Origin of the sequence: Psychromonas saccharinae (assembly GCF_051201515.1) — a bacterium.
Classification (GTDB): domain Bacteria; phylum Pseudomonadota; class Gammaproteobacteria; order Enterobacterales; family Psychromonadaceae; genus Psychromonas.
Genome location: NZ_CP195153.1, coordinates 3726172 through 3744333 on the forward strand (window position 1 = coordinate 3726172; position 18162 = coordinate 3744333).

The window sequence follows — 18162 nt, forward strand, 5'->3', positions numbered from 1 at the left end:
TAATTTACTCATTTATTATGTACTTTCTATAGAAAATTAATTTTTTAACTACAAATAATTCTATCTCACTCTACATTTAACCGGAGCACAGTACTGATTGACTATTTCAATGTCAATGTAAATGCCAACTACAGTTTAAAAATTAAAAAGAATTACCATAACCAAAGTTTCTTTTAATAGTTCTAAAATAAAAAACTCCCCCACAACAAGCTCTGAGGGTACAATCATAGTTCACATTTAATTAATTATATTCTAATACTTAGCTTTGAAGGAAAAGAGATGTTTATAGTTACAGGTGGTGCAGGTTTTATCGGTAGCAATATAGTAAAATCACTTAATGAACGAGGAATTACAGATATTTTAGTGATTGACGACTTAACCGATGGTACTAAGTTTGTAAACTTAGTTGATTTACAAATTACAGATTACATGGATAAAGATGAGTTTATTACCCAAATAATTTCTGGACAAAATTTTGGTGAAATTGATGCTATTTTCCACGAGGGTGCTTGCTCCTCAACAACTGAATGGAATGGTAAATTCATGATGGAAAATAATTATGAATATTCAAAAGAGCTTCTCCACTACTGTATCGAGCGTGACATACCTTTCCTTTATGCATCGTCCGCAGCTACTTACGGAGGTAATGATACTTTCAAAGAAGCCTTACAGTATGAAAAACCATTGAACGTTTATGGCTACTCAAAATTCCAGTTTGATCAATATATCCGTAATATCTGGCAAGATGCTCAAATACATGGTGAAACACTTCCACAAATAACTGGCTTTCGTTATTTCAATGTCTACGGTCCTCGCGAACAACACAAAGGCAGTATGGCTAGTGTAGCATTTCACTTAAATAATCAGATTAATGCAGGTGAAAATGCCAAACTATTTGAGGGCGAACATAAACGTGATTTCGTTTATGTAGGAGATGTATGTAAGGTTAACCTCTGGTTCTTTGATAAGAATATTTCAGGTATTTTTAATGTAGGAACAGGCAAAGCCGAATCGTTTTTAGAAGTTGGAAAAGCAGTAGTAGATTTTCATCAGAAAGGGGAAATTGAGCGCATCCCATTCCCGACACATTTACAAGATCATTACCAAAGCTTTACTGAAGCTGACTTAACTAATTTACGGGCGGCTGGATATGATGGTGAATTTAAAACAGTGGAAGAGGGTGTTACTCTTTATTTGACAGAGCTCAACAAAGGCAATTAAACATAATTGCCTGCTTGAAACGTAATGAAGCAATCAGTATTCTTAAAATAACTGATTGTTCAACAATAATAGAAAATATTTTAAGGACTATTTAGGCGTATTTGTTATATTCAACTTTTGCTTTAATACAGTAGAGCTAACATTTGGCGTATAATCGAAATAAACCATCTCACAAGTGACTGCTGGATACTTTCCTTTCCAATCAGAACCAACCGAAATTGCATCAACATTATACTGATCGACAATTTTCTGTTTATTTTTATCTACCTGTGGAATAACCTCATCAACATAACGATTGGCTTCTAATATAGAAATTCGCTCAGCAAAAGGAATTATTGGTAAACGCCCTTTTGCTTTTAAGATAACATCATCTGTAGAAACACCAACAATCAAATACTCACAAAGTTCTTTGCTCTTTTTAATAACATTTAGATGCCCTTGATGAAAGATATCAAAGGATCCAGAAGTAAACATTCGTTTATATTTTTTATCACCAACATTCACAACTGAGGAATAAGCAGAAAAATCAGTAATTAGCGTTTTTAAAAGCTCTTGTTGATATACTCTTGACAGTTGTAAATCTAGGCTTAAATCTGGTGCTGATGGCCAACATAAGTCAGGGTATTCGCGATTACAAAATTCAACCGGATTTTCATAGCGAGGAATGATATGAAAATGTACAGCAGGATCAACCATCATTAACATTAAATAATTAATCTTCGAATAATCAAAACGACTTTTTAAAACAGCCTCTATTTCACCAATTATTTTTTTCTGTTCATTCATTGCCTCTGTAGAAACATTGGCATAATGGTGTACAGACTCTTTGCAAATCAAAACTAATGAACCTAATGCAGGCTGTTCTGGTCGTAAAAGTAAATGCCAATAATCATAGCTTTTTACTAAGTTTTCTGGGTAAAGAAATTTCTGTAACGTATTATTCAACATGATAAATTAAATATTTCCTATAAAAGATTTTTCATCATTAAACTTATTTAGAACACTCACTATGTATAAATATCAATTTCATTTTCATTTTCATTTTCATTTTCATTTTCATTTTCATTTTCATTTTCATTTTCATTTTCATTTTCAAAAATATTTATATCCTAATAAGTAAGCTTTAATATAAAAAGATGCAAATAGATTATATCATTTAGAGACCCTTGTACTATCTATAATAATGATTAAAAATAAATTCTGTTTATATTATGAAAGTGATTAATGCTATTTATCTATTCATTAAAAGGTAATCGGCGATCCTGACTGAAGCTTTTCCATCTGTAGCACCTACAAGTTGTTCTGTATACTTTTTACGCTTACTGAAAAATTCTTCAGTGTTCATGAGTTGTGACTCAACAACACGTTTAAGCTCCTTATAACTAGCGGCATGGGCACCAAGATCCGTAAAATTCAAAATGTCCTGATCCATTCTTTTTGTAAAACGAAATTTTAAAGGGCCTCGATATGTCCATCTTAATTTTAAAAAGTCACACCATACAATAGGCTTATCTAACGCTGCAAATTCAAATAAAGCAGAAGATGCCTCGCTGATTAATAAGTCAGCAGTAGCCATAAAAGGTAACAAAGAATGCTCTGACATTTTTGCAACATAAACATTTTTTTCTTGAGCCCATTTTTCTATCTTATTCCTCTGCAATTTATATTTTGATTTTGATAGAGAAAAAAAGTGCGGCTTAACAATAAGATTATAATCAATAAACTCCCTTGGCCATTTATCTGAAAAGCACGGTAAAGAACTAGGATAAAAAGTTGGTGCATAAAGAATTGTTTTCTTATTTGGATCAAGCCCTACTTTTTCAAGATCAAAAGGTTTTATTTCGTTATTAAATAAAGGATCAAGTTTCGCAAAACCAGTCTGTATAAAGCATCCTTCTGGATACATTGCATTTAAAATATCTAGTCTACGTTTACCTTCTACAAAACGGACATTCATCTGCGTGCTTGACTTAGTGTAATAACTCATTTTAGGACCAACTCCATGCCCAAATTGCGCACTTTTGGAAACTAGATGAAGAGAATCAATATCAAAAAAATGGTTACCAAAAATAACCCAATTTGCTTTTTGCTTTAAATAAAAGGAAAGCGCTTGATGCTCATTTTTCACCCATACAGAAGGTATCCCTTCGGTTTGAATAACTTCCTTTAAAAGTTCATTAAAATCCTTATTCTCGTAGATAACGAAAGTACATTCTGCACCACGTTTTTTCAACTCCCGATATACTGGAATATATTGAGCAAGATAATAAAGCTCTTGTATATCAAAAATAAGTGTTGCATTCATAAAATCTCCAAACTTTGTTTATATGCAGATATTGACATTTAATTATAAAGTCCAATAATCCTAGCATGTTACGAGTTTCATCTATCTCAAAGCAAGTAAACTGTCAAAATTTATTATTTTTTAAACTATTACTTTTAGAATAGAGAAACAAAAAATTTTTATCGTTCCATTTTAAGATAGTATTAACAAATAAAATTAGACCAATCATCGACCATAATACAAAACAGTCTAACCCAAGAATAAATTGGAGAACACAGAATGACTGAATCAAGCCACTCACTATCAGTTATAATCATTACCAAAAATGAACAAGATAGAATTGAAAAATGCTTAAAATCAGTATCAACTATCGCTGATGAAATTATTGTTTTAGATAGCGGCAGCACCGACAATACCGTTGAAATAATTAAGCAATATACGGATAAAGTTTATATTACTGACTGGCCTGGTTATGGCCCACAAAAACAAAGAGCTCTTGAAAAAGCGACTGGTGAATGGGTCTTATCTATCGATGCAGATGAAGAATTAACACCTGAGTTAGAAAAAGAAATTGTTCACATTATAAGAAGCAATCCAAAAGAATCAGCTTTTAGAATCCCTTGGGCTGTCCAAATATTTGGAAAAACCCTTAACTATGGGCGAAGCGCTAGAAGTGTAAAACGATTATTCAAAAGAGAAGGCGCTAAATTCACAGATTCACTTATACATGAAAAAGTCATTATTCCAGGTAAAGTTGGGCAATTAACTTCACGCCTTAATCATTATTCCATAAGAGACTTTGAACATTATTTAATAAAAAATAGAACATACTCTTGGTTAGGAGCTGAAAAGCGTTTTAAAAAAGGAATCCACGGTGGTGGTTTGCTCGGTGCTACATTTAGAGCATTTTGGGTCTTCTTTCAAGTTTATATATTACGAAGAGGCTGCCTAGATGGAAGTGTAGGGTTTCTTGTCGCCGTTATGTATGCGCAAGGTGCTTTTAATAAATACGCAGGCTTATGGGCACTACGTCGAACACAAAAAACTAAAGTATCTGAAAATACAGAGGACAAATAATGAAACGCTACCTTTTCTTTGTTTCTCATTTGTACTCTCTCTCAATCGTTCGCCCTTTACAAAAAGTTATTCGTGAAAGAGGCGATGAAGTAGCTTGGTTTTTAAATCAAAAAAGTTATGGGAAGTATCTTGATAGTACAGAAAAACAACTAACCACTATTAAAGAGGTTATGGCCTATAATCCCAGCGCCGTTTTTGTTGCAAGTAATAATGTGCCAGACTTCTTTCCTGGAATAAAAGTCCAATTGTTCCATGGATTTAACGCTCAGAAAAGAGATGAAAATAAAGGACACTTTCGCATTAGGGGATTTTTTGATCTCTATTGCACCCAAGGACCATCAACAACATTACCCTTTCAAGAATTAGCGCAAAAATATGGATTTTTTGAAGTTGCAGAAACCGGCTGGTCTAAAATGGATCCTCTTTTTGATAGGATAATCGAACCTAAATCAAATGATAAACCAACTATTCTTTTTTCATCAACATTTACGCCAGCCTTAAGTGCTGCACATAAAATATTTGATAAAATAAAAACACTATCTCAACAGGGAAAATGGAATTGGATTATCACCTTCCATCCAAAAATGGATCAAGGCATTGTTGACCAATTTAAATCAATTCAAAGCGACAACTTAACATTTGTTGAAACGGATAATATTTTACCATTACTCAAAAATGCTGACATCATGCTTTGCGATTCATCCTCGATTATTTCAGAATTTCTATTGCAAAAGAAAGCGGTGGTCACCTTTAGAAATCGCTGTCCCGGTAAACATTTAATTAATGTAACTGAGATAGAGCAAATTGAACCGGCATTGATAAGTGCGCTTTCACCTTCAAGTGAATTACTAGATTCGATTAACGATTATATCAATTTCATTCATCCTTACTTCGATGGAAAATCATCAGAACGTATAATTGATGCAACGGATAAACTTGTTAATAAAGGTATTAGCCACCTCAAGAAAAAGCCTTTAAATCTTTTTCGAAGAATTAAAGTCAGGAAAAAATTTGGGTATTACAAACTTTAATTCGATAAAGATGTACCAGGCAGGAATAGAACACTCCTCTTCCCTAAATTTGAATGTGGTACAATTATCTTTTTTGGCCACAGGTAAATTATGCTGATTCGTTTTTTCTATTCTCTGCTGCTTACATTGACAGCCCCTTTTTTCCTGTATGGGCTATATAAAAAAAAGCCGAATAAGCCTATATTTGGCAAACGTTGGATTGAGCATTTTGGTTTTACACCTAAATTAAAAGACGCACAGACCGCGCCGCTTTGGATCCATACAGTTTCAGTTGGCGAGGTAATCGCAGCAATTCCCTTAATTAAATTATTAAAACAACAATCCCCCGAACAGCCAATTGTAGTCACGACAACAACAAGTACAGGCGCAGCGGAGGTAGAAAAATTAGGTGATTTAGTTGCGCATCGCTATATGCCCGTTGATTTTGATTGGACAATAAAAGGTTTTATTAAGGCAATTAACCCGTCGGCGTTAGTCATTATGGAAACCGAATTATGGCCAAATACCTTACATACCGTTCACCAGCATAGTATTCCGATATCCGTCATTAATGCCCGACTATCAGAGCGATCTTATCTCCGTTATAAAAAATTCCAATTTGTTTTTAATTTATTAGCAAACAATATCGATCAACTACTCTGTCAAAATGAAGCGGATGCAAAACGATTTATACAACTCGGGATAGATATAAATAAAATTAAAGTAACGGGCTCAATAAAATTCGATGTTACGATTACCGACTCTATCAAACAAGCAGGTCTTGCGTTACGCCATCAATTAGGAGAACAACGCCCTATTTGGATTGCAGCAAGTACCCATCAAGGTGAAGATCAACAAATACTCACGGCTCATCAACAGTTATTAACAACACAACCAAATGCACTACTGATACTCGTTCCTCGTCATCCAGAACGTTTCGCCTCTGTTTCGACACTTGCGCAGGAAAATGGATTTAATACCGTTTTGCGTACTGAAAACAAAGTAATAACAGCAGAAACTCATGTCTATATTGGTGACACCATGGGTGAAATGTTGATATTAATTGGCGCAGCAGATATTTGCTTTATGGGAGGCAGTTTAATTGGTAACAAAGTAGGCGGTCACAATTTATTAGAGCCTGCAGCCTTGGCCAAGCCTTGTTTGACCGGCCCAAGCTTTTATAACTTTCAACTCATTACAGAACAATTGCTTGACGCTAAAGGTTGTCTTATTTGTCATTCGGAACAACAAATCACAAACCATTTAACGACTCTTTTTTCAAATAAACAAACAATGAAAACGATGGGTGATACAGCGCTTTCAGTGGTCGATAAAAATCGTGGTTCGTTAGCACTCACATTAAAATATTTAAACGCGGTAACCTCGCATTAAATCATCCCAATTTCCCTCTTGCCAGTTAATTGAGCGTTTTTTCACTTCCTTATGAAAAGATCGTAATAAACGTTCAAGATTCCCTTTTTGCCAACCTTCTCTCTGCTGTTGAAAACATTTATCAAAATCAATAATCCAAACCTTTCCCTGATCATCCAATAAAATATTATGAATATTTAGATCAGTATGATTAACTTGGTTCTTATGCATTTTTTTTATTTGCGCACCAATAGATTGATACTCTAATTTAGATAAACATCGTTGCTGCAAAATATCGACTAAATCTGTCGCATTGGCAATTTTTTCACAAAGCAGATCGGCTCGATAACACAGGCCGCTTTTACTGACTTTAGCAGCAACGGGTTGGGGGACATTAACACCAGATTGACTGAGTTTATCTAATAAATGAAACTCTTGGATCGAACGTGATTTATCCCAACCGGTAAAAAAATAATAATCCGATATTATTTTGCCAAATAACCCACCTCGACGATAATGGCGTAGTGCAGCTTGCATCGTTAATAATTGAACAAACCACGTTGTTCCTCTTCCTTGTGCAGATCCGATTATTTTATTTTTTTGTTTCCAATAATCAGCGGAAAAACATTGCTCTATATTTTCATTTAACAATTCATCGTTATAAATAATATAATCTTTATTTTTTAGCAGAACTTTAATCATAAAATTTTATCTCGATTATTGTATAATTTATAAAATTGACCAGCGAATCATACTATTATGGCATTATTTACAACAGCACCAAAATCAATCTGTGTATTACGTCTTTCTGCTATCGGTGATGTTTGTCATGCCGTTGCGGCCGTGCAAGCGATTCAGAAACAATGGCCTACGACCCAAATAACGTGGATCATGGGTAAAATTGAAGCGCAACTGTTAGGCGACTTACCCGATATTAACGTCATTGTTTTTGATAAATCCACGGGATTTGCTGGCATGAAAGTAATATGGAAACAGCTTAGTAATCAAAAATTTGATGCCTTATTACACATGCAACTTGCATTACGAGCGAGCGCGTTAACCTTAGGTATTAAAGCAAAATACAAAATCGGTTTTAACCGCAAACGCGCCAAAGAAGGTCAATGGCTATTCACAAACAAAAAAATTAACGACACAGCCTCTTCTCACGTGTTGGATAGTTTTTTTGAATTTGTTTATTTCTTAGGTATAAAGAAAACGTTACCAACATGGAAAATTCCATTAGCAGAGGCAGATATTAATTTTGCCCACCAGCAACATCAACAAGGAAAACCGTTACTGGTCATTTCTCCCGCAGCCAGTAAAGATGAGCGTAATTGGTTAACAGAGCGTTATGCAGCCGTTGCGGATTATGCAATACAACAGGGATTTGAAGTTATTTTATGTGGCTCCCCGGCACCGAGAGAAGTTAAATTAGGCAATGACATTGAATCATCGATGAATGAAACTGCGATTAATATTATTGGTAAAACGTCATTGAAACAATTAACAGCGGTTATTCGTGATGCAAAAGTGGTATTGGCGCCCGATTCAGGACCCGCACATATTGCAACAACGCAACACGTCCCCGTGATAGGTTTATATGGTCATAGCAATCCGAACCGAACTAGACCTTACTTGAGTAAAGATACCGTCATTAGCGTTTACGAGAAGCATGTTCAGGAGCAACATAACAAACCACTCAATGAACTCTCTTGGAGTACGCGTGCAAAAGGTGACCATATCATGGCCGATATTAGTGTCGAACAAGTTATTACAATGTTTAATAAAATAATAGCCAAATAGATCAACGCATAAAAAATCCCCACCTTGAATGCCAAGATGGGGATAATTTAATAAATTACATTACGTTTTACTTTATTTCCACGCTTTCCAAGTATTAATTAAACCATTAGTTGAACAATCATGACTATCAATCGCTTTATCATTATCTAACTCAGGTAGAATTTGACCCGCTAATTGTTTACCAAGTTCAACGCCCCATTGGTCAAAACTAAAGATGTTTAAGATAATACCCTGCGTGAATATTTTCTGTTCATACATAGCAATCATCATCCCCAAGGTTTTAGGTGTTATTTTAGGTACTAAGATAGAGTTGCTTGGTTTATTTCCAGTAAAGACTTTAAAAGGAATAATATGAGCGACTTCTTCTAAGGTTTTACCTGCCGCTAAAAACTCGGACTCCACTTGTTCTTTTGTTTTACCAAATGCAAGTGCTTGAGTTTGGGCAAAAAAGTTAGAAAGTAATTTAGTGTGATGATCACCCGTTGGATTATGGGTCTGTGCTGGAGCAATAAAGTCACATGGTATTAATTTAGTACCTTGATGAATCAACTGATAAAACGCATGTTGTCCATTAGTACCTGGTTCACCCCAAATAATTGGACCTGTTTGATACTCAACTGGATTACCATTACGGTCGGAACATTTACCATTCGATTCCATATTACCCTGTTGGAAAAAAGCAGGGAAACGATGCATGTATTGATCGTATGGCAGAATGGTTTCGGTTTCAGCGCCATAAAAGTTGTTATACCAAATGCCAATCACTGCTAATATAATGGGTATATTTTCATTGAAATCAGCGGTCGCGAAATGTTTATCCATTTCATGAGCACCAGCAAGCAATTCTTCAAAGTTATCAAAACCAATAGTTAACGCAATCGATAAACCAATGGCAGACCACATTGAGTAACGACCACCGACCCAATCCCAAAACTCAAACATATTTTCAACATCAATGCCGAATTCAGTCACAAGTTGTGCATTGGTAGAAAGTGCTGCAAAGTGTTTCGCGACATGTTTTTCATCTTGTGCCGTGCCAAGAAACCATTCACGAGCACTGTTGGCATTGGTCATCGTTTCTTGCGTGGTAAATGTTTTGGATGCAATTAAAAATAAGGTTGTTTCTGGATCAAGTGATTTTAAGGTTTCAACAATATGTGTACCGTCAACATTTGAAACGAAATGACTTGAAATGCCATCCACTTTATAAGGTGTTAACGCTTCAGTCGCCATATAAGGGCCAAGATCTGAACCACCAATACCGATATTAACAATGTCAGTGATTTTTTTACCCGTATAACCTTTCCATTCACCCGAATGCACTTTTGCACAGAAAGCTTTCATTTGCGCTAAAACTTTATTCACTTTTGGCATCACGTCTTCACCATCAACAATAACGGGTGTATTGCTTCTGTTGCGAAGAGCACTGTGTAGTACTGCACGGCCCTCGGTGACATTAATTTTTTCGCCAGAAAATTGCGCTTTAATCGCCCCACTCAGATCGGCTTGCTCTGCTAATTCAATTAATTTCCCTAGAATTTCATCGGTGATAAAGTTTTTAGAATAATCAACTAATAGCTCGCCATCTAATTGACATGAAAACTGCTTAAACCGGTCGGGGTTCGTCGCAAAAAGATCGGCCAACTTCATCTCTTTATTCTTATCGAAAAGAGCCTGTAATTCTGACCATGCTGTTGTTTGTGTTGGATTAATATTTTTTAGCATTGCTATATTCCCAAAGGTAATGTTTAAAAATTGGTTAATAAATCAAGATAAGAAAACGTACTAAATTCACTGTATTCGGATATCGACACAATCTTCGTTAATTGATTTATTTATAACAAAGATAGTACCGCAAAAAATAAAAAATTCGTAACAAAAAGTAATTTAGAGGGGTACCTCCTTAAAATGCACTTGCTCCACAATAAAAGATAAATTATCTCCTGTTGCATAACCAACATAGCAAATATTGAATTATTTTTATGCCCTCATCCGTCAATTTTTGATTATTAAGCAATGAATAACAGGATTAACATATTCGAGTAGTTTGCCCCTTTGAAATCAGGTATTATCTTTACCCTAAGTGACTCAGTTTAAAAAGAGAAAAACATGACCGATAAGCATAACGACACCACACACTTTGGTTTTAAAACGGTACAAGAAGATAAAAAAGTCGAATTAGTAGCCGATGTTTTTGATTCTGTTGCGACTAAATATGACTTAATGAATGATGTTTTATCTTTAGGCATACATCGTATTTGGAAGCGTTTTACCATCAATTGCTCAGGTGTACGCACAGGACAAAAAGTATTAGACCTCGCGGGTGGTACGGGTGATTTAACGGCTAAGTTTTCTCGTATTGTCGGGAAAACGGGAAGTGTTGTATTAGCCGACATCAATGACTCAATGCTTAAAGTGGGTCGTACGAAGTTGCGCGATTCAGGTATTGTCGGTAACGTTGAGTATATTCAAGCAAATGCGGAAGAACTGCCTTTCCCTGATAATCATTTTGATATTGTCACCATCGCATTTGGTCTACGTAATGTCACCGATAAAGATAAAGCCCTTGCTTCAATATTCCGTGTATTAAAACCTGGTGGCCGTTTATTAGTTCTAGAATTTTCTAAGCCCTTGTATAAACCAGTAAGTAAATTTTACGATTTCTACTCATTCAATGTGTTACCAAAATTAGGTAAATTAATTGCGAATGATAGTGAAAGTTACCAATACCTTGCGGAAAGTATTCGCATGCACCCAGACCAAGACACATTGAAAGAGATGATGAATAAGGTCGGCTTTGAAGGTACCGAATACTTTAATATGAGTGCAGGTATCGTTGCATTACACCGTGGTTATAAATATTAACTATAAAACTAGGTAAATAAAATGCCATTAGATAACTTACTTTATGGGCTGATTGAAACAGGCCTAAATAAATTACACCAGTTAGACAGCAGTTCACAACAAAAACGGAAACAGCTAGATGGCTCAGTTATCGGTGTTACACTAAAAGAAATCAATAAGCCCATCTACTTTATTATTAGTAAACAGAAAATTGATATTCTCAATATCTATGATGGGCAACCAAATTGTTTTATTCGATTAAACATTTCTGCTCTTCAACAATTACAAAATAATCAGCAACTCACCCATTTAATCAAAACAGAGCAGTTGGAAGTTGAAGGCGATATTCAGCTTGTGCAACAATTTGCACAACTACTCACTGAAATGGACATAGATTGGGAAGAGCATCTATCGGATAAAATAGGTGACGTACTCGCACATAAACTTTGCTATCACGCTAAGCAAACAAAACATCATATAAGCACTCGCTTAAAAACACTAGAACGGCACAGTGCATTGTTTCTAACAGAAGAGATAAAATTTGCGCCTAGCGCACTCGAAGTTGCTCATTTTTGTGAACAAGTTAAAGAAGTCGACGCGCAAAGCACACGTATCGAATCGCGCATCAATCATCTTTTGAATAGATAATCCTATGATCAAATTAAAAGAACTTTCACGTCTTTACCAAATTAATAAAACGATTATCGAGTATGGTTTATTCGAACTTATTCCCGTCGCTCATGTTCCGTTTGTGTTTCGTGCGATTCGAGTCCTGTGTTTCTGGTTAAAACCACAACATACGGACAAACCAATCGAAGCGCGTTTACGTCTGAGTTTACAAACTCTAGGCCCGATTTATATAAAATTAGGCCAAATGTTATCCACCCGACGTGATTTACTTCCCCCAACTTACGCAGATCAACTCGCCTATTTGCAGGACAATGTTCCCCCTTTTGATGGTGAGTTAGCGATTAGAGAAATTGAACGCTCACTAGGCAAACCAATTTCAGCATTATTTACTAATTTTGAAGTAAAAGCATTAGCTTCGGCTTCCATTGCCCAGGTACATACAGCCACATTGATTGAAGATAATTGTGAAGTGGTTATTAAAGTGATCCGCCCTGGTATTGATAAAACCATTCAAGCAGATTTACAACTCATGAAATGGCTCGCCGAGTTAATGCAACGTTTTTTGAAAGACACTCGTCGATTACGCCCCGTTGAAGTTATTCATGAATATGAAAAAACCATCATTGATGAACTCGATCTAATGCGAGAAGGTGCAAATGCAATGCAATTACGCCGTAATTTTCTAAATTCTAATGTGCTATACATTCCTGAAATCTATCCTGATTATTGTACGAAAAAAGTGCTGGTCATGGAACGTATTTATGGTATTCCCGTTTCTGATATCGCCTCACTAAAAACACAAAACACTAATCTGAAATTACTTGCTGAACGTGGTGTAGAAGCGTTCTTCACACAGGTATTTAGGGATAGTTTTTTCCATGCAGATATGCATCCAGGGAATGTTTTTGTTTCCTATGAACATCCTGAAGATCCGCTCTGGATCGGTATTGACTGTGGCATTGTCGGCACACTCAATAAAGAAGATAAACGCTACCTTGCTGAAAATTTTTTAGCCTTCTTCAATCGAGATTATCGTCAAGTTGCGCAACTGCATGTCGATTCTGGCTGGGTACCAGCAGATACCCCAATCGAGGAATTTGAATTTGCAATAAGAGCGGTATGTGATCCTATTTTCGAAAAACCACTCTCGGAAATTTCCTTTGCACAGGTATTAATTAATCTCTTTAATACCGCTCGCCGCTACAATATGAAGGTTCAACCACAATTAGTCTTGCTACAAAAAACACTACTTTATATTGAAGGTTTAGGACGACAACTCTATCCTCAATTGGATTTATGGGATACTGCAAAACCCTTTTTAGAAGATTGGATGAAAGAGCAAATCAGCCCTAAAACATTATTAAAAACAATCAAACAACGCGCACCTTTCTGGTTAGAAAAACTACCCGAAATTCCAGAGTTGGTTTATCACAACTTATCACAAACAAAAGCGCTTCACGCCCAACAAACACTCTTAATTAATTCACTTAATCAACAACAAAGAAAAAATAACAAAAATACCCTCTACATTGGAATGGGTATTACTTTAAGCATCATTTCAACCCTTGCTTATCTACATAAAAATGAAGATTTAGCGCTATTAACAATTATTCCGGGAATTTTTTCCTGGTTGCTTGCATGGCACCATAGCAATAAGGTATAAGATTCATTTAAATCATTATTAATTAATCAGATAAATTAAGGAAATATTATGGGTGGCATTAGCATTTGGCAGTTAATTATTATTGCAGTGATTGTCGTTTTATTATTTGGTACAAAAAAATTGCGCGGTATGGGTGGTGATTTAGGTAGTGCTGTTAAAGGTTTCAAAAAAGCAATGCAAGAAGAAGATAAACCAAATACAGACACTGAAAAAAAAACAGCTGAACAACTAGAAAAAGAACAGAAAGATAAACAGTAAAAGGCTTTTATTGCTATGTTTGATATCGGTTTCTGGGAGATTGTCTTAATCTCCATAATAGGTTTAGTTGTATTGGGTCCAGAACGTTTGCCCATCGCTATTCGAAGTGTTGTACGTTGGGTCAATACAGTACGCGGCATGGCTAACTCAGTCAAAGCTGAAATATCCCATGAATTAAAACTGCATGAAATGAATGAAACCATCAACAGTGCTAAAAATAAAAACGTTTCTGACTATGTACCTGAATTAAAAAAATCAGTTGATGAAATAAAACAGTCCGTCAACCCAATGTCAGACAATGCAACCAATAATGAACAAACTCCGGAACAGCGTGAGCAGGATATAAACAATGAACGCTGAGGAAAAAACACAACAATCATTACCATTAATAGAGCATCTATTAGAACTCCGCAATCGCTTATTGCGCGTTATTTTAATAGTAGCAGGCCTCTTTCTCAGCTTGGTTTATTTTGCCAATGATATTTATCACTATTTGGCCATTCCTTTAACCAGTCAACTTCCCGTTGGTTCAAGTATGATTGCAACCGGTGTTGCAACACCTTTTTTCACACCAATAAAGTTAACGATTGTACTTTCCGTTTTTATTGCTATTCCTGCTATTTTATATCAAGTCTGGGCTTTTATTGCGCCGGGTTTATATAAACAAGAACGCAAACTTATTGCGCCCTTGGTCATTAGTAGTGCATTACTTTTTTATCTTGGAATGGCATTTGCCTACTATGTTGTTTTCCCACTTGTGTTCGCCTTCTTTACCAACGTCGCTCCCGAAGGAGTTACCATTGCCACCGATATTAGTAGCTACTTAGATTTTGTTTTAAAATTATTCTTTGCTTTCGGTCTTGCCTTTGAAATTCCTATCGCAACGTTATTATTATGCTGGACAGGCGCAACAACACCGCAAAAACTCAAGGATAAAAGACCCTATATTGTTGTCAGTGCCTTTATTATTGGTATGTTATTAACGCCTCCCGATATCATATCTCAAACATTACTCGCGATTCCGATGCTGATATTATTTGAATTAGGGTTATTTTTTGCGCGTTTTTACGTTAATAAAGAAGAACCGGAAATAGAAACAGAATAGAGTCAATTAGCAATGATAGATATCGGTGTCAACCTAACCAATAAACGTTTTAATAAAGATCTACCCGATGTACTTAATGATGCCCAAAAAGCAGGCCTAAGTGCACTCGTTATTACCGGCACTAATTTAAGTGAAAGTCGCGATGCCATCGCACTAGCACAAACTCACCCTGATTTTTTATTTACAACGGCAGGTATTCACCCACACGATGCGAAAAGCTTTAATAAAGATAGCCTGTCAACATTAAGAACATTAGCAAGTAGTCCTCAGGTTAAAGCAATAGGTGAATGTGGATTAGACTTTAACCGTAATTTTTCTACTCCGAAAGAACAGGAATATGCCTTTATTCAACAACTTGAACTTGCGGTCGAATTACAACTGCCAGTATTCATGCATGAGCGTGATGCAAGTGATCGCTTTATTACACTGTTGAATCCTTATCGCTCACAATTACCCAATGCCGTTGTTCATTGTTTTACCGGGAACCAAGACGCATTAGAGCGTTATATAGACCTTGATCTTCATATTGGCATTACAGGCTGGATATGTGATGAACGCCGTGGAAAAGAGCTTCTTAGCTTAGTTAAGCTTATTCCAGAGCATCGATTAATGATTGAAACCGATGCCCCCTATCTTTTACCACGTTCAATGCGTCCGAAACCAAAATCCAGTCGTAATGAACCAAAATATCTACCCTACATTGCCGAATGTATTGCACTCGCTAGAGAACAATCTGTCGAAATGCTTATTAACCAGACTAAAAAAACTAGCCAGGAATTTTTTAATTTACCCTTTAAGGAGTAACAATGACTCTTTCTCAACACTTTCCAGCAACCCGCCCACGTCGAGTACGTAAACATGATTTCTCCCGTCGTTTAGTTGCTGAAAATCAACTTTCTGTTAATGATCTTATCTACCCAATGTTTATTATTGAAGGCGAAAATACACGAGAAAAGATTGTATCAATGCCAGGTATTGAACGTTTATCGATAGATTTACTCATTAAAGAAGCCAAACTATTAACCGAACTAGGCATTCCTGCAATTGCACTTTTTCCAGTTACACCTGCAACATTAAAAACAGAAATGGCAGAAGAAGCATACAATAGCGAAGGCCTTGTCCAACGCGCTGTCAGACAACTCAAGGCCGCTTGTCCTGAACTTGGGGTGATCACCGATGTCGCACTTGACCCCTTTACGGTTCATGGTCAGGATGGCATTATCGATGAAACTGGCTATGTGCTTAATGACATCACCACTGAAATATTAGTTAAACAAGCGCTTTCTCATGCACAAGCAGGAGCAGATATTGTTGCGCCATCGGATATGATGGATGGCCGTATAGCCGCAATCCGCAAAGCATTAGAAAATGCAGGTTATATCAATACTCAAATAATGGCCTACAGTGCCAAATATGCATCAAATTATTACGGTCCTTTCCGAGATGCCGTCGGCAGTGCTGGCAACTTAAAAGGCGGTAATAAATCGACTTACCAAATGGATCCCGCAAATAGTGATGAAGCTATCCACGAAGTTGCATTGGATATTAATGAAGGTGCAGATATGGTGATGGTTAAACCAGGAATGCCTTATCTGGATATTGTTCGTCGCGTTAAAACGGAACTTCAAGTCCCGACCTTTGCCTATCAAGTGAGTGGTGAATATGCGATGCACAAAGCAGCTATTGATAATGGTTGGTTAAAGGAAAAAGAAACTATATTTGAATCACTACTGTGCTTCAAACGTGCCGGCGCGAATGGTATTTTAACTTATTTTGCAAAACAAGTGGCCATTTGGTTAAAAGAATAGATTAACGACTTAAAACAAAAAGCCCGATATTATTCATTAATATCGGGCTTTTTTATACAAAGTTAAAAGCAAATTTAGAAATCAATATTTGCGCCGAGAAAGATACCGTCGGTTTGCGAATCAATATCAATATTAAGATCATCAAACCCCTCTAAATCAAAAGTTTGAGATCGATAACCAGCCTGTAAATCAAGATCAAAAGCGATCAGTGGCACACTATATTTTGCACCGAAAGAAACATCCATCATGCTATTGTCGCTATAACTGATACCATTTCCCTTCGCAAATAAAGTAAATGGTGTGCCAGGAATACCGACTTCAGCTGCTGCATATAGGTGTGGTACATATCCTTCAAAATCTTGCCAGTTAGACAAACTAGGATTACGAACACTACCATCCGCTAAATTCGTAATACCAAGCCCACCATCAATAGAAACAATGCCATTATCTAAAAACTCATAGTAAAGGGTAAAATCACGTTTTGTGTATTCAAGATAATCACCATCAACGGATGATTGCGAATATTTAAGGTTAGGAATTAATGGAATAAAATGCTCGATTGAACCTTCGAAAGTCACCGCTGTATTACTTCCACCATCATATTCACGAGAATAAGGGGTAAAGCTCTGCTCTTGTTGCCATACATTTAACTCTATATCACCACCAATTAGCATGTCGGCTGATGCATAGAAAGGTGCAGAAGTAATTAAAGAGGCTAATAAAATTTTTTTCATATCGGTTTCTTCTTTGTTTAAGTAATTACATATTGAAACAGTAAGGCAGGAAGCGCAATGCTACCATATTAGCCAATCTACTGTCATTTATCATAAATGAAACGCTTTAAGAAATAATCGTCGCAATAAGCAAAAAATACGCAAACAATACAAAGCGATATTTCAGCACAGATTCGTTTATGCTATGTCCCTCTAAAAACTAATATAAAAACCCTAAAAAAACAAATTAATAGTAGTAAACAACTGCATTAGAATGATAAATTTTATTACAGGTCAGTAATAAAAGGATCCTAACCATTTTATACTACACAAAATTTCTTGTATTGCTCGCTTCTATTATTGTTTCAACAATAC

18 protein-coding genes are annotated in these 18162 nt (G+C 36.0%); 13 read left to right on the forward strand and 5 right to left on the reverse strand.

Features of this window, described 5'->3' with window-relative positions:
- The first annotated feature begins 279 nt into the window (after positions 1 to 279).
- Complete coding sequence (gene rfaD, locus ACR30L_RS16675; RefSeq protein WP_435235370.1) at positions 280 to 1221, forward strand: ADP-glyceromanno-heptose 6-epimerase; 942 nt, start codon at positions 280 to 282, stop codon at positions 1219 to 1221.
- 87 nt (positions 1222 to 1308) lie between these two features.
- Here the strand turns inward: rfaD and ACR30L_RS16680 are convergent, their stop codons facing one another.
- Positions 1309 to 2169 (reverse strand): adenylyltransferase/cytidyltransferase family protein, encoded by an 861-nt coding sequence (locus ACR30L_RS16680; protein WP_435235371.1) that lies wholly within the window; start codon positions 2167 to 2169, stop codon positions 1309 to 1311.
- Positions 2170 to 2452: 283 nt separating this feature from the next.
- Entirely contained in the window at positions 2453 to 3526 is a 1074-nt protein-coding gene (locus ACR30L_RS16685; RefSeq protein ID WP_435235372.1) for a CDP-glycerol glycerophosphotransferase family protein, read from the reverse strand.
- 258 nt (positions 3527 to 3784) lie between these two features.
- Here ACR30L_RS16685 and ACR30L_RS16690 point away from each other — a divergent pair, with 258 nt between their 5' ends.
- From ACR30L_RS16690 to waaA, 3 genes are all read left to right on the forward strand, one after another.
- Positions 3785 to 4582, forward strand: coding sequence for a glycosyltransferase family 2 protein (locus ACR30L_RS16690; protein WP_435235373.1), 798 nt, complete (start codon positions 3785 to 3787; stop codon positions 4580 to 4582).
- Positions 4582 to 5613 (forward strand): UDP-N-acetylglucosamine 2-epimerase, encoded by a 1032-nt coding sequence (locus tag ACR30L_RS16695; protein WP_435235374.1) that lies wholly within the window; start codon positions 4582 to 4584, stop codon positions 5611 to 5613. The genes ACR30L_RS16690 and ACR30L_RS16695 overlap by 1 nt, the downstream gene beginning before the upstream one ends.
- Before the next feature lie 90 nt (positions 5614 to 5703).
- Positions 5704 to 6984: a lipid IV(A) 3-deoxy-D-manno-octulosonic acid transferase gene (gene waaA, locus ACR30L_RS16700; RefSeq protein WP_435235375.1), complete on the forward strand. Its 1281-nt coding sequence runs from the start codon at positions 5704 to 5706 to the stop codon at positions 6982 to 6984.
- Here waaA and ACR30L_RS16705 read toward each other — a convergent pair.
- Positions 6961 to 7665: a 3-deoxy-D-manno-octulosonic acid kinase gene (locus tag ACR30L_RS16705; RefSeq protein WP_435235376.1), complete on the reverse strand. Its 705-nt coding sequence runs from the start codon at positions 7663 to 7665 to the stop codon at positions 6961 to 6963. The genes waaA and ACR30L_RS16705 overlap by 24 nt on opposite strands.
- A 57-nt stretch (positions 7666 to 7722) precedes the next feature.
- Between ACR30L_RS16705 and ACR30L_RS16710 the strand changes: the two genes are divergently transcribed.
- Positions 7723 to 8766, forward strand: coding sequence for a glycosyltransferase family 9 protein (locus ACR30L_RS16710; RefSeq protein WP_435235377.1), 1044 nt, complete (start codon positions 7723 to 7725; stop codon positions 8764 to 8766).
- 72 nt (positions 8767 to 8838) lie between these two features.
- Here ACR30L_RS16710 and pgi read toward each other — a convergent pair whose 3' ends face one another.
- Positions 8839 to 10491 (reverse strand): glucose-6-phosphate isomerase, encoded by a 1653-nt coding sequence (gene pgi, locus ACR30L_RS16715; RefSeq protein ID WP_435235378.1) that lies wholly within the window; start codon positions 10489 to 10491, stop codon positions 8839 to 8841.
- Between the two features lie 384 nt (positions 10492 to 10875).
- Here pgi and ubiE point away from each other — a divergent pair, with 384 nt between their 5' ends.
- From ubiE to hemB, 8 genes are read left to right on the forward strand one after another with little or no spacing between them, the layout of a single operon-like run.
- Positions 10876 to 11631: a bifunctional demethylmenaquinone methyltransferase/2-methoxy-6-polyprenyl-1,4-benzoquinol methylase UbiE gene (gene ubiE / locus ACR30L_RS16720; RefSeq protein ID WP_435235379.1), complete on the forward strand. Its 756-nt coding sequence runs from the start codon at positions 10876 to 10878 to the stop codon at positions 11629 to 11631.
- A gap of 21 nt (positions 11632 to 11652) precedes the next feature.
- Entirely contained in the window at positions 11653 to 12258 is a 606-nt protein-coding gene (locus ACR30L_RS16725; protein ID WP_435235380.1) for a ubiquinone biosynthesis accessory factor UbiJ, read from the forward strand.
- 4 nt (positions 12259 to 12262) lie between these two features.
- A complete protein-coding gene (ubiB, locus tag ACR30L_RS16730; protein ID WP_435235381.1) occupies positions 12263 to 13903 on the forward strand; it encodes a ubiquinone biosynthesis regulatory protein kinase UbiB in 1641 nt (546 codons plus the stop codon).
- Between the two features lie 48 nt (positions 13904 to 13951).
- On the forward strand, positions 13952 to 14161 hold the full coding sequence (tatA, locus tag ACR30L_RS16735; protein ID WP_435235382.1) for a Sec-independent protein translocase subunit TatA: 210 nt from the start codon (positions 13952 to 13954) through the stop codon (positions 14159 to 14161).
- 15 nt (positions 14162 to 14176) lie between these two features.
- Positions 14177 to 14521 carry a Sec-independent protein translocase protein TatB gene (gene tatB / locus ACR30L_RS16740; protein WP_435235383.1) on the forward strand — a complete coding sequence of 115 codons (345 nt, stop codon included), beginning with the start codon at positions 14177 to 14179 and terminating at the stop codon, positions 14519 to 14521.
- Positions 14511 to 15266 (forward strand): twin-arginine translocase subunit TatC, encoded by a 756-nt coding sequence (tatC, locus tag ACR30L_RS16745; RefSeq protein WP_435235384.1) that lies wholly within the window; start codon positions 14511 to 14513, stop codon positions 15264 to 15266. Before tatB ends, tatC begins: the two co-directional genes overlap by 11 nt.
- Positions 15267 to 15278: 12 nt before the next feature.
- Positions 15279 to 16070, forward strand: a complete 792-nt coding sequence (locus tag ACR30L_RS16750; protein WP_435235385.1) for a TatD family hydrolase — start codon at positions 15279 to 15281, stop codon at positions 16068 to 16070.
- Between the two features lie 2 nt (positions 16071 to 16072).
- Complete coding sequence (gene hemB / locus ACR30L_RS16755; protein WP_435235386.1) at positions 16073 to 17074, forward strand: porphobilinogen synthase; 1002 nt, start codon at positions 16073 to 16075, stop codon at positions 17072 to 17074.
- 74 nt (positions 17075 to 17148) lie between these two features.
- Here hemB and ACR30L_RS16760 read toward each other — a convergent pair whose 3' ends face one another.
- On the reverse strand, positions 17149 to 17808 hold the full coding sequence (locus ACR30L_RS16760; protein ID WP_435235387.1) for a TIGR04219 family outer membrane beta-barrel protein: 660 nt from the start codon (positions 17806 to 17808) through the stop codon (positions 17149 to 17151).
- Positions 17809 to 18162 lie beyond the last annotated feature (354 nt).

Excerpts from the sequence above, each read along its gene's own strand:
- rfaD (WP_435235370.1), top strand. The coding sequence starts at position 280 with ATGTTTATAGTTACAGGTGGTGCAGGTTTTATCGGTAGCAATATAGTA.
- ACR30L_RS16680 (WP_435235371.1), bottom strand. The coding sequence starts at position 2,169 with ATGTTGAATAATACGTTACAGAAATTTCTTTACCCAGAAAACTTAGTA.
- ACR30L_RS16685 (WP_435235372.1), bottom strand. The coding sequence starts at position 3,526 with ATGAATGCAACACTTATTTTTGATATACAAGAGCTTTATTATCTTGCT.
- ACR30L_RS16690 (WP_435235373.1), top strand. The coding sequence starts at position 3,785 with ATGACTGAATCAAGCCACTCACTATCAGTTATAATCATTACCAAAAAT.
- ACR30L_RS16695 (WP_435235374.1), top strand. The coding sequence starts at position 4,582 with ATGAAACGCTACCTTTTCTTTGTTTCTCATTTGTACTCTCTCTCAATC.
- waaA (WP_435235375.1), top strand. The coding sequence starts at position 5,704 with ATGCTGATTCGTTTTTTCTATTCTCTGCTGCTTACATTGACAGCCCCT.
- ACR30L_RS16705 (WP_435235376.1), bottom strand. The coding sequence starts at position 7,665 with ATGATTAAAGTTCTGCTAAAAAATAAAGATTATATTATTTATAACGAT.
- ACR30L_RS16710 (WP_435235377.1), top strand. The coding sequence starts at position 7,723 with ATGGCATTATTTACAACAGCACCAAAATCAATCTGTGTATTACGTCTT.
- pgi (WP_435235378.1), bottom strand. The coding sequence starts at position 10,491 with ATGCTAAAAAATATTAATCCAACACAAACAACAGCATGGTCAGAATTA.
- ubiE (WP_435235379.1), top strand. The coding sequence starts at position 10,876 with ATGACCGATAAGCATAACGACACCACACACTTTGGTTTTAAAACGGTA.
- ACR30L_RS16725 (WP_435235380.1), top strand. The coding sequence starts at position 11,653 with ATGCCATTAGATAACTTACTTTATGGGCTGATTGAAACAGGCCTAAAT.
- ubiB (WP_435235381.1), top strand. The coding sequence starts at position 12,263 with ATGATCAAATTAAAAGAACTTTCACGTCTTTACCAAATTAATAAAACG.
- tatA (WP_435235382.1), top strand. The coding sequence starts at position 13,952 with ATGGGTGGCATTAGCATTTGGCAGTTAATTATTATTGCAGTGATTGTC.
- tatB (WP_435235383.1), top strand. The coding sequence starts at position 14,177 with ATGTTTGATATCGGTTTCTGGGAGATTGTCTTAATCTCCATAATAGGT.
- tatC (WP_435235384.1), top strand. The coding sequence starts at position 14,511 with ATGAACGCTGAGGAAAAAACACAACAATCATTACCATTAATAGAGCAT.
- ACR30L_RS16750 (WP_435235385.1), top strand. The coding sequence starts at position 15,279 with ATGATAGATATCGGTGTCAACCTAACCAATAAACGTTTTAATAAAGAT.
- hemB (WP_435235386.1), top strand. The coding sequence starts at position 16,073 with ATGACTCTTTCTCAACACTTTCCAGCAACCCGCCCACGTCGAGTACGT.
- ACR30L_RS16760 (WP_435235387.1), bottom strand. The coding sequence starts at position 17,808 with ATGAAAAAAATTTTATTAGCCTCTTTAATTACTTCTGCACCTTTCTAT.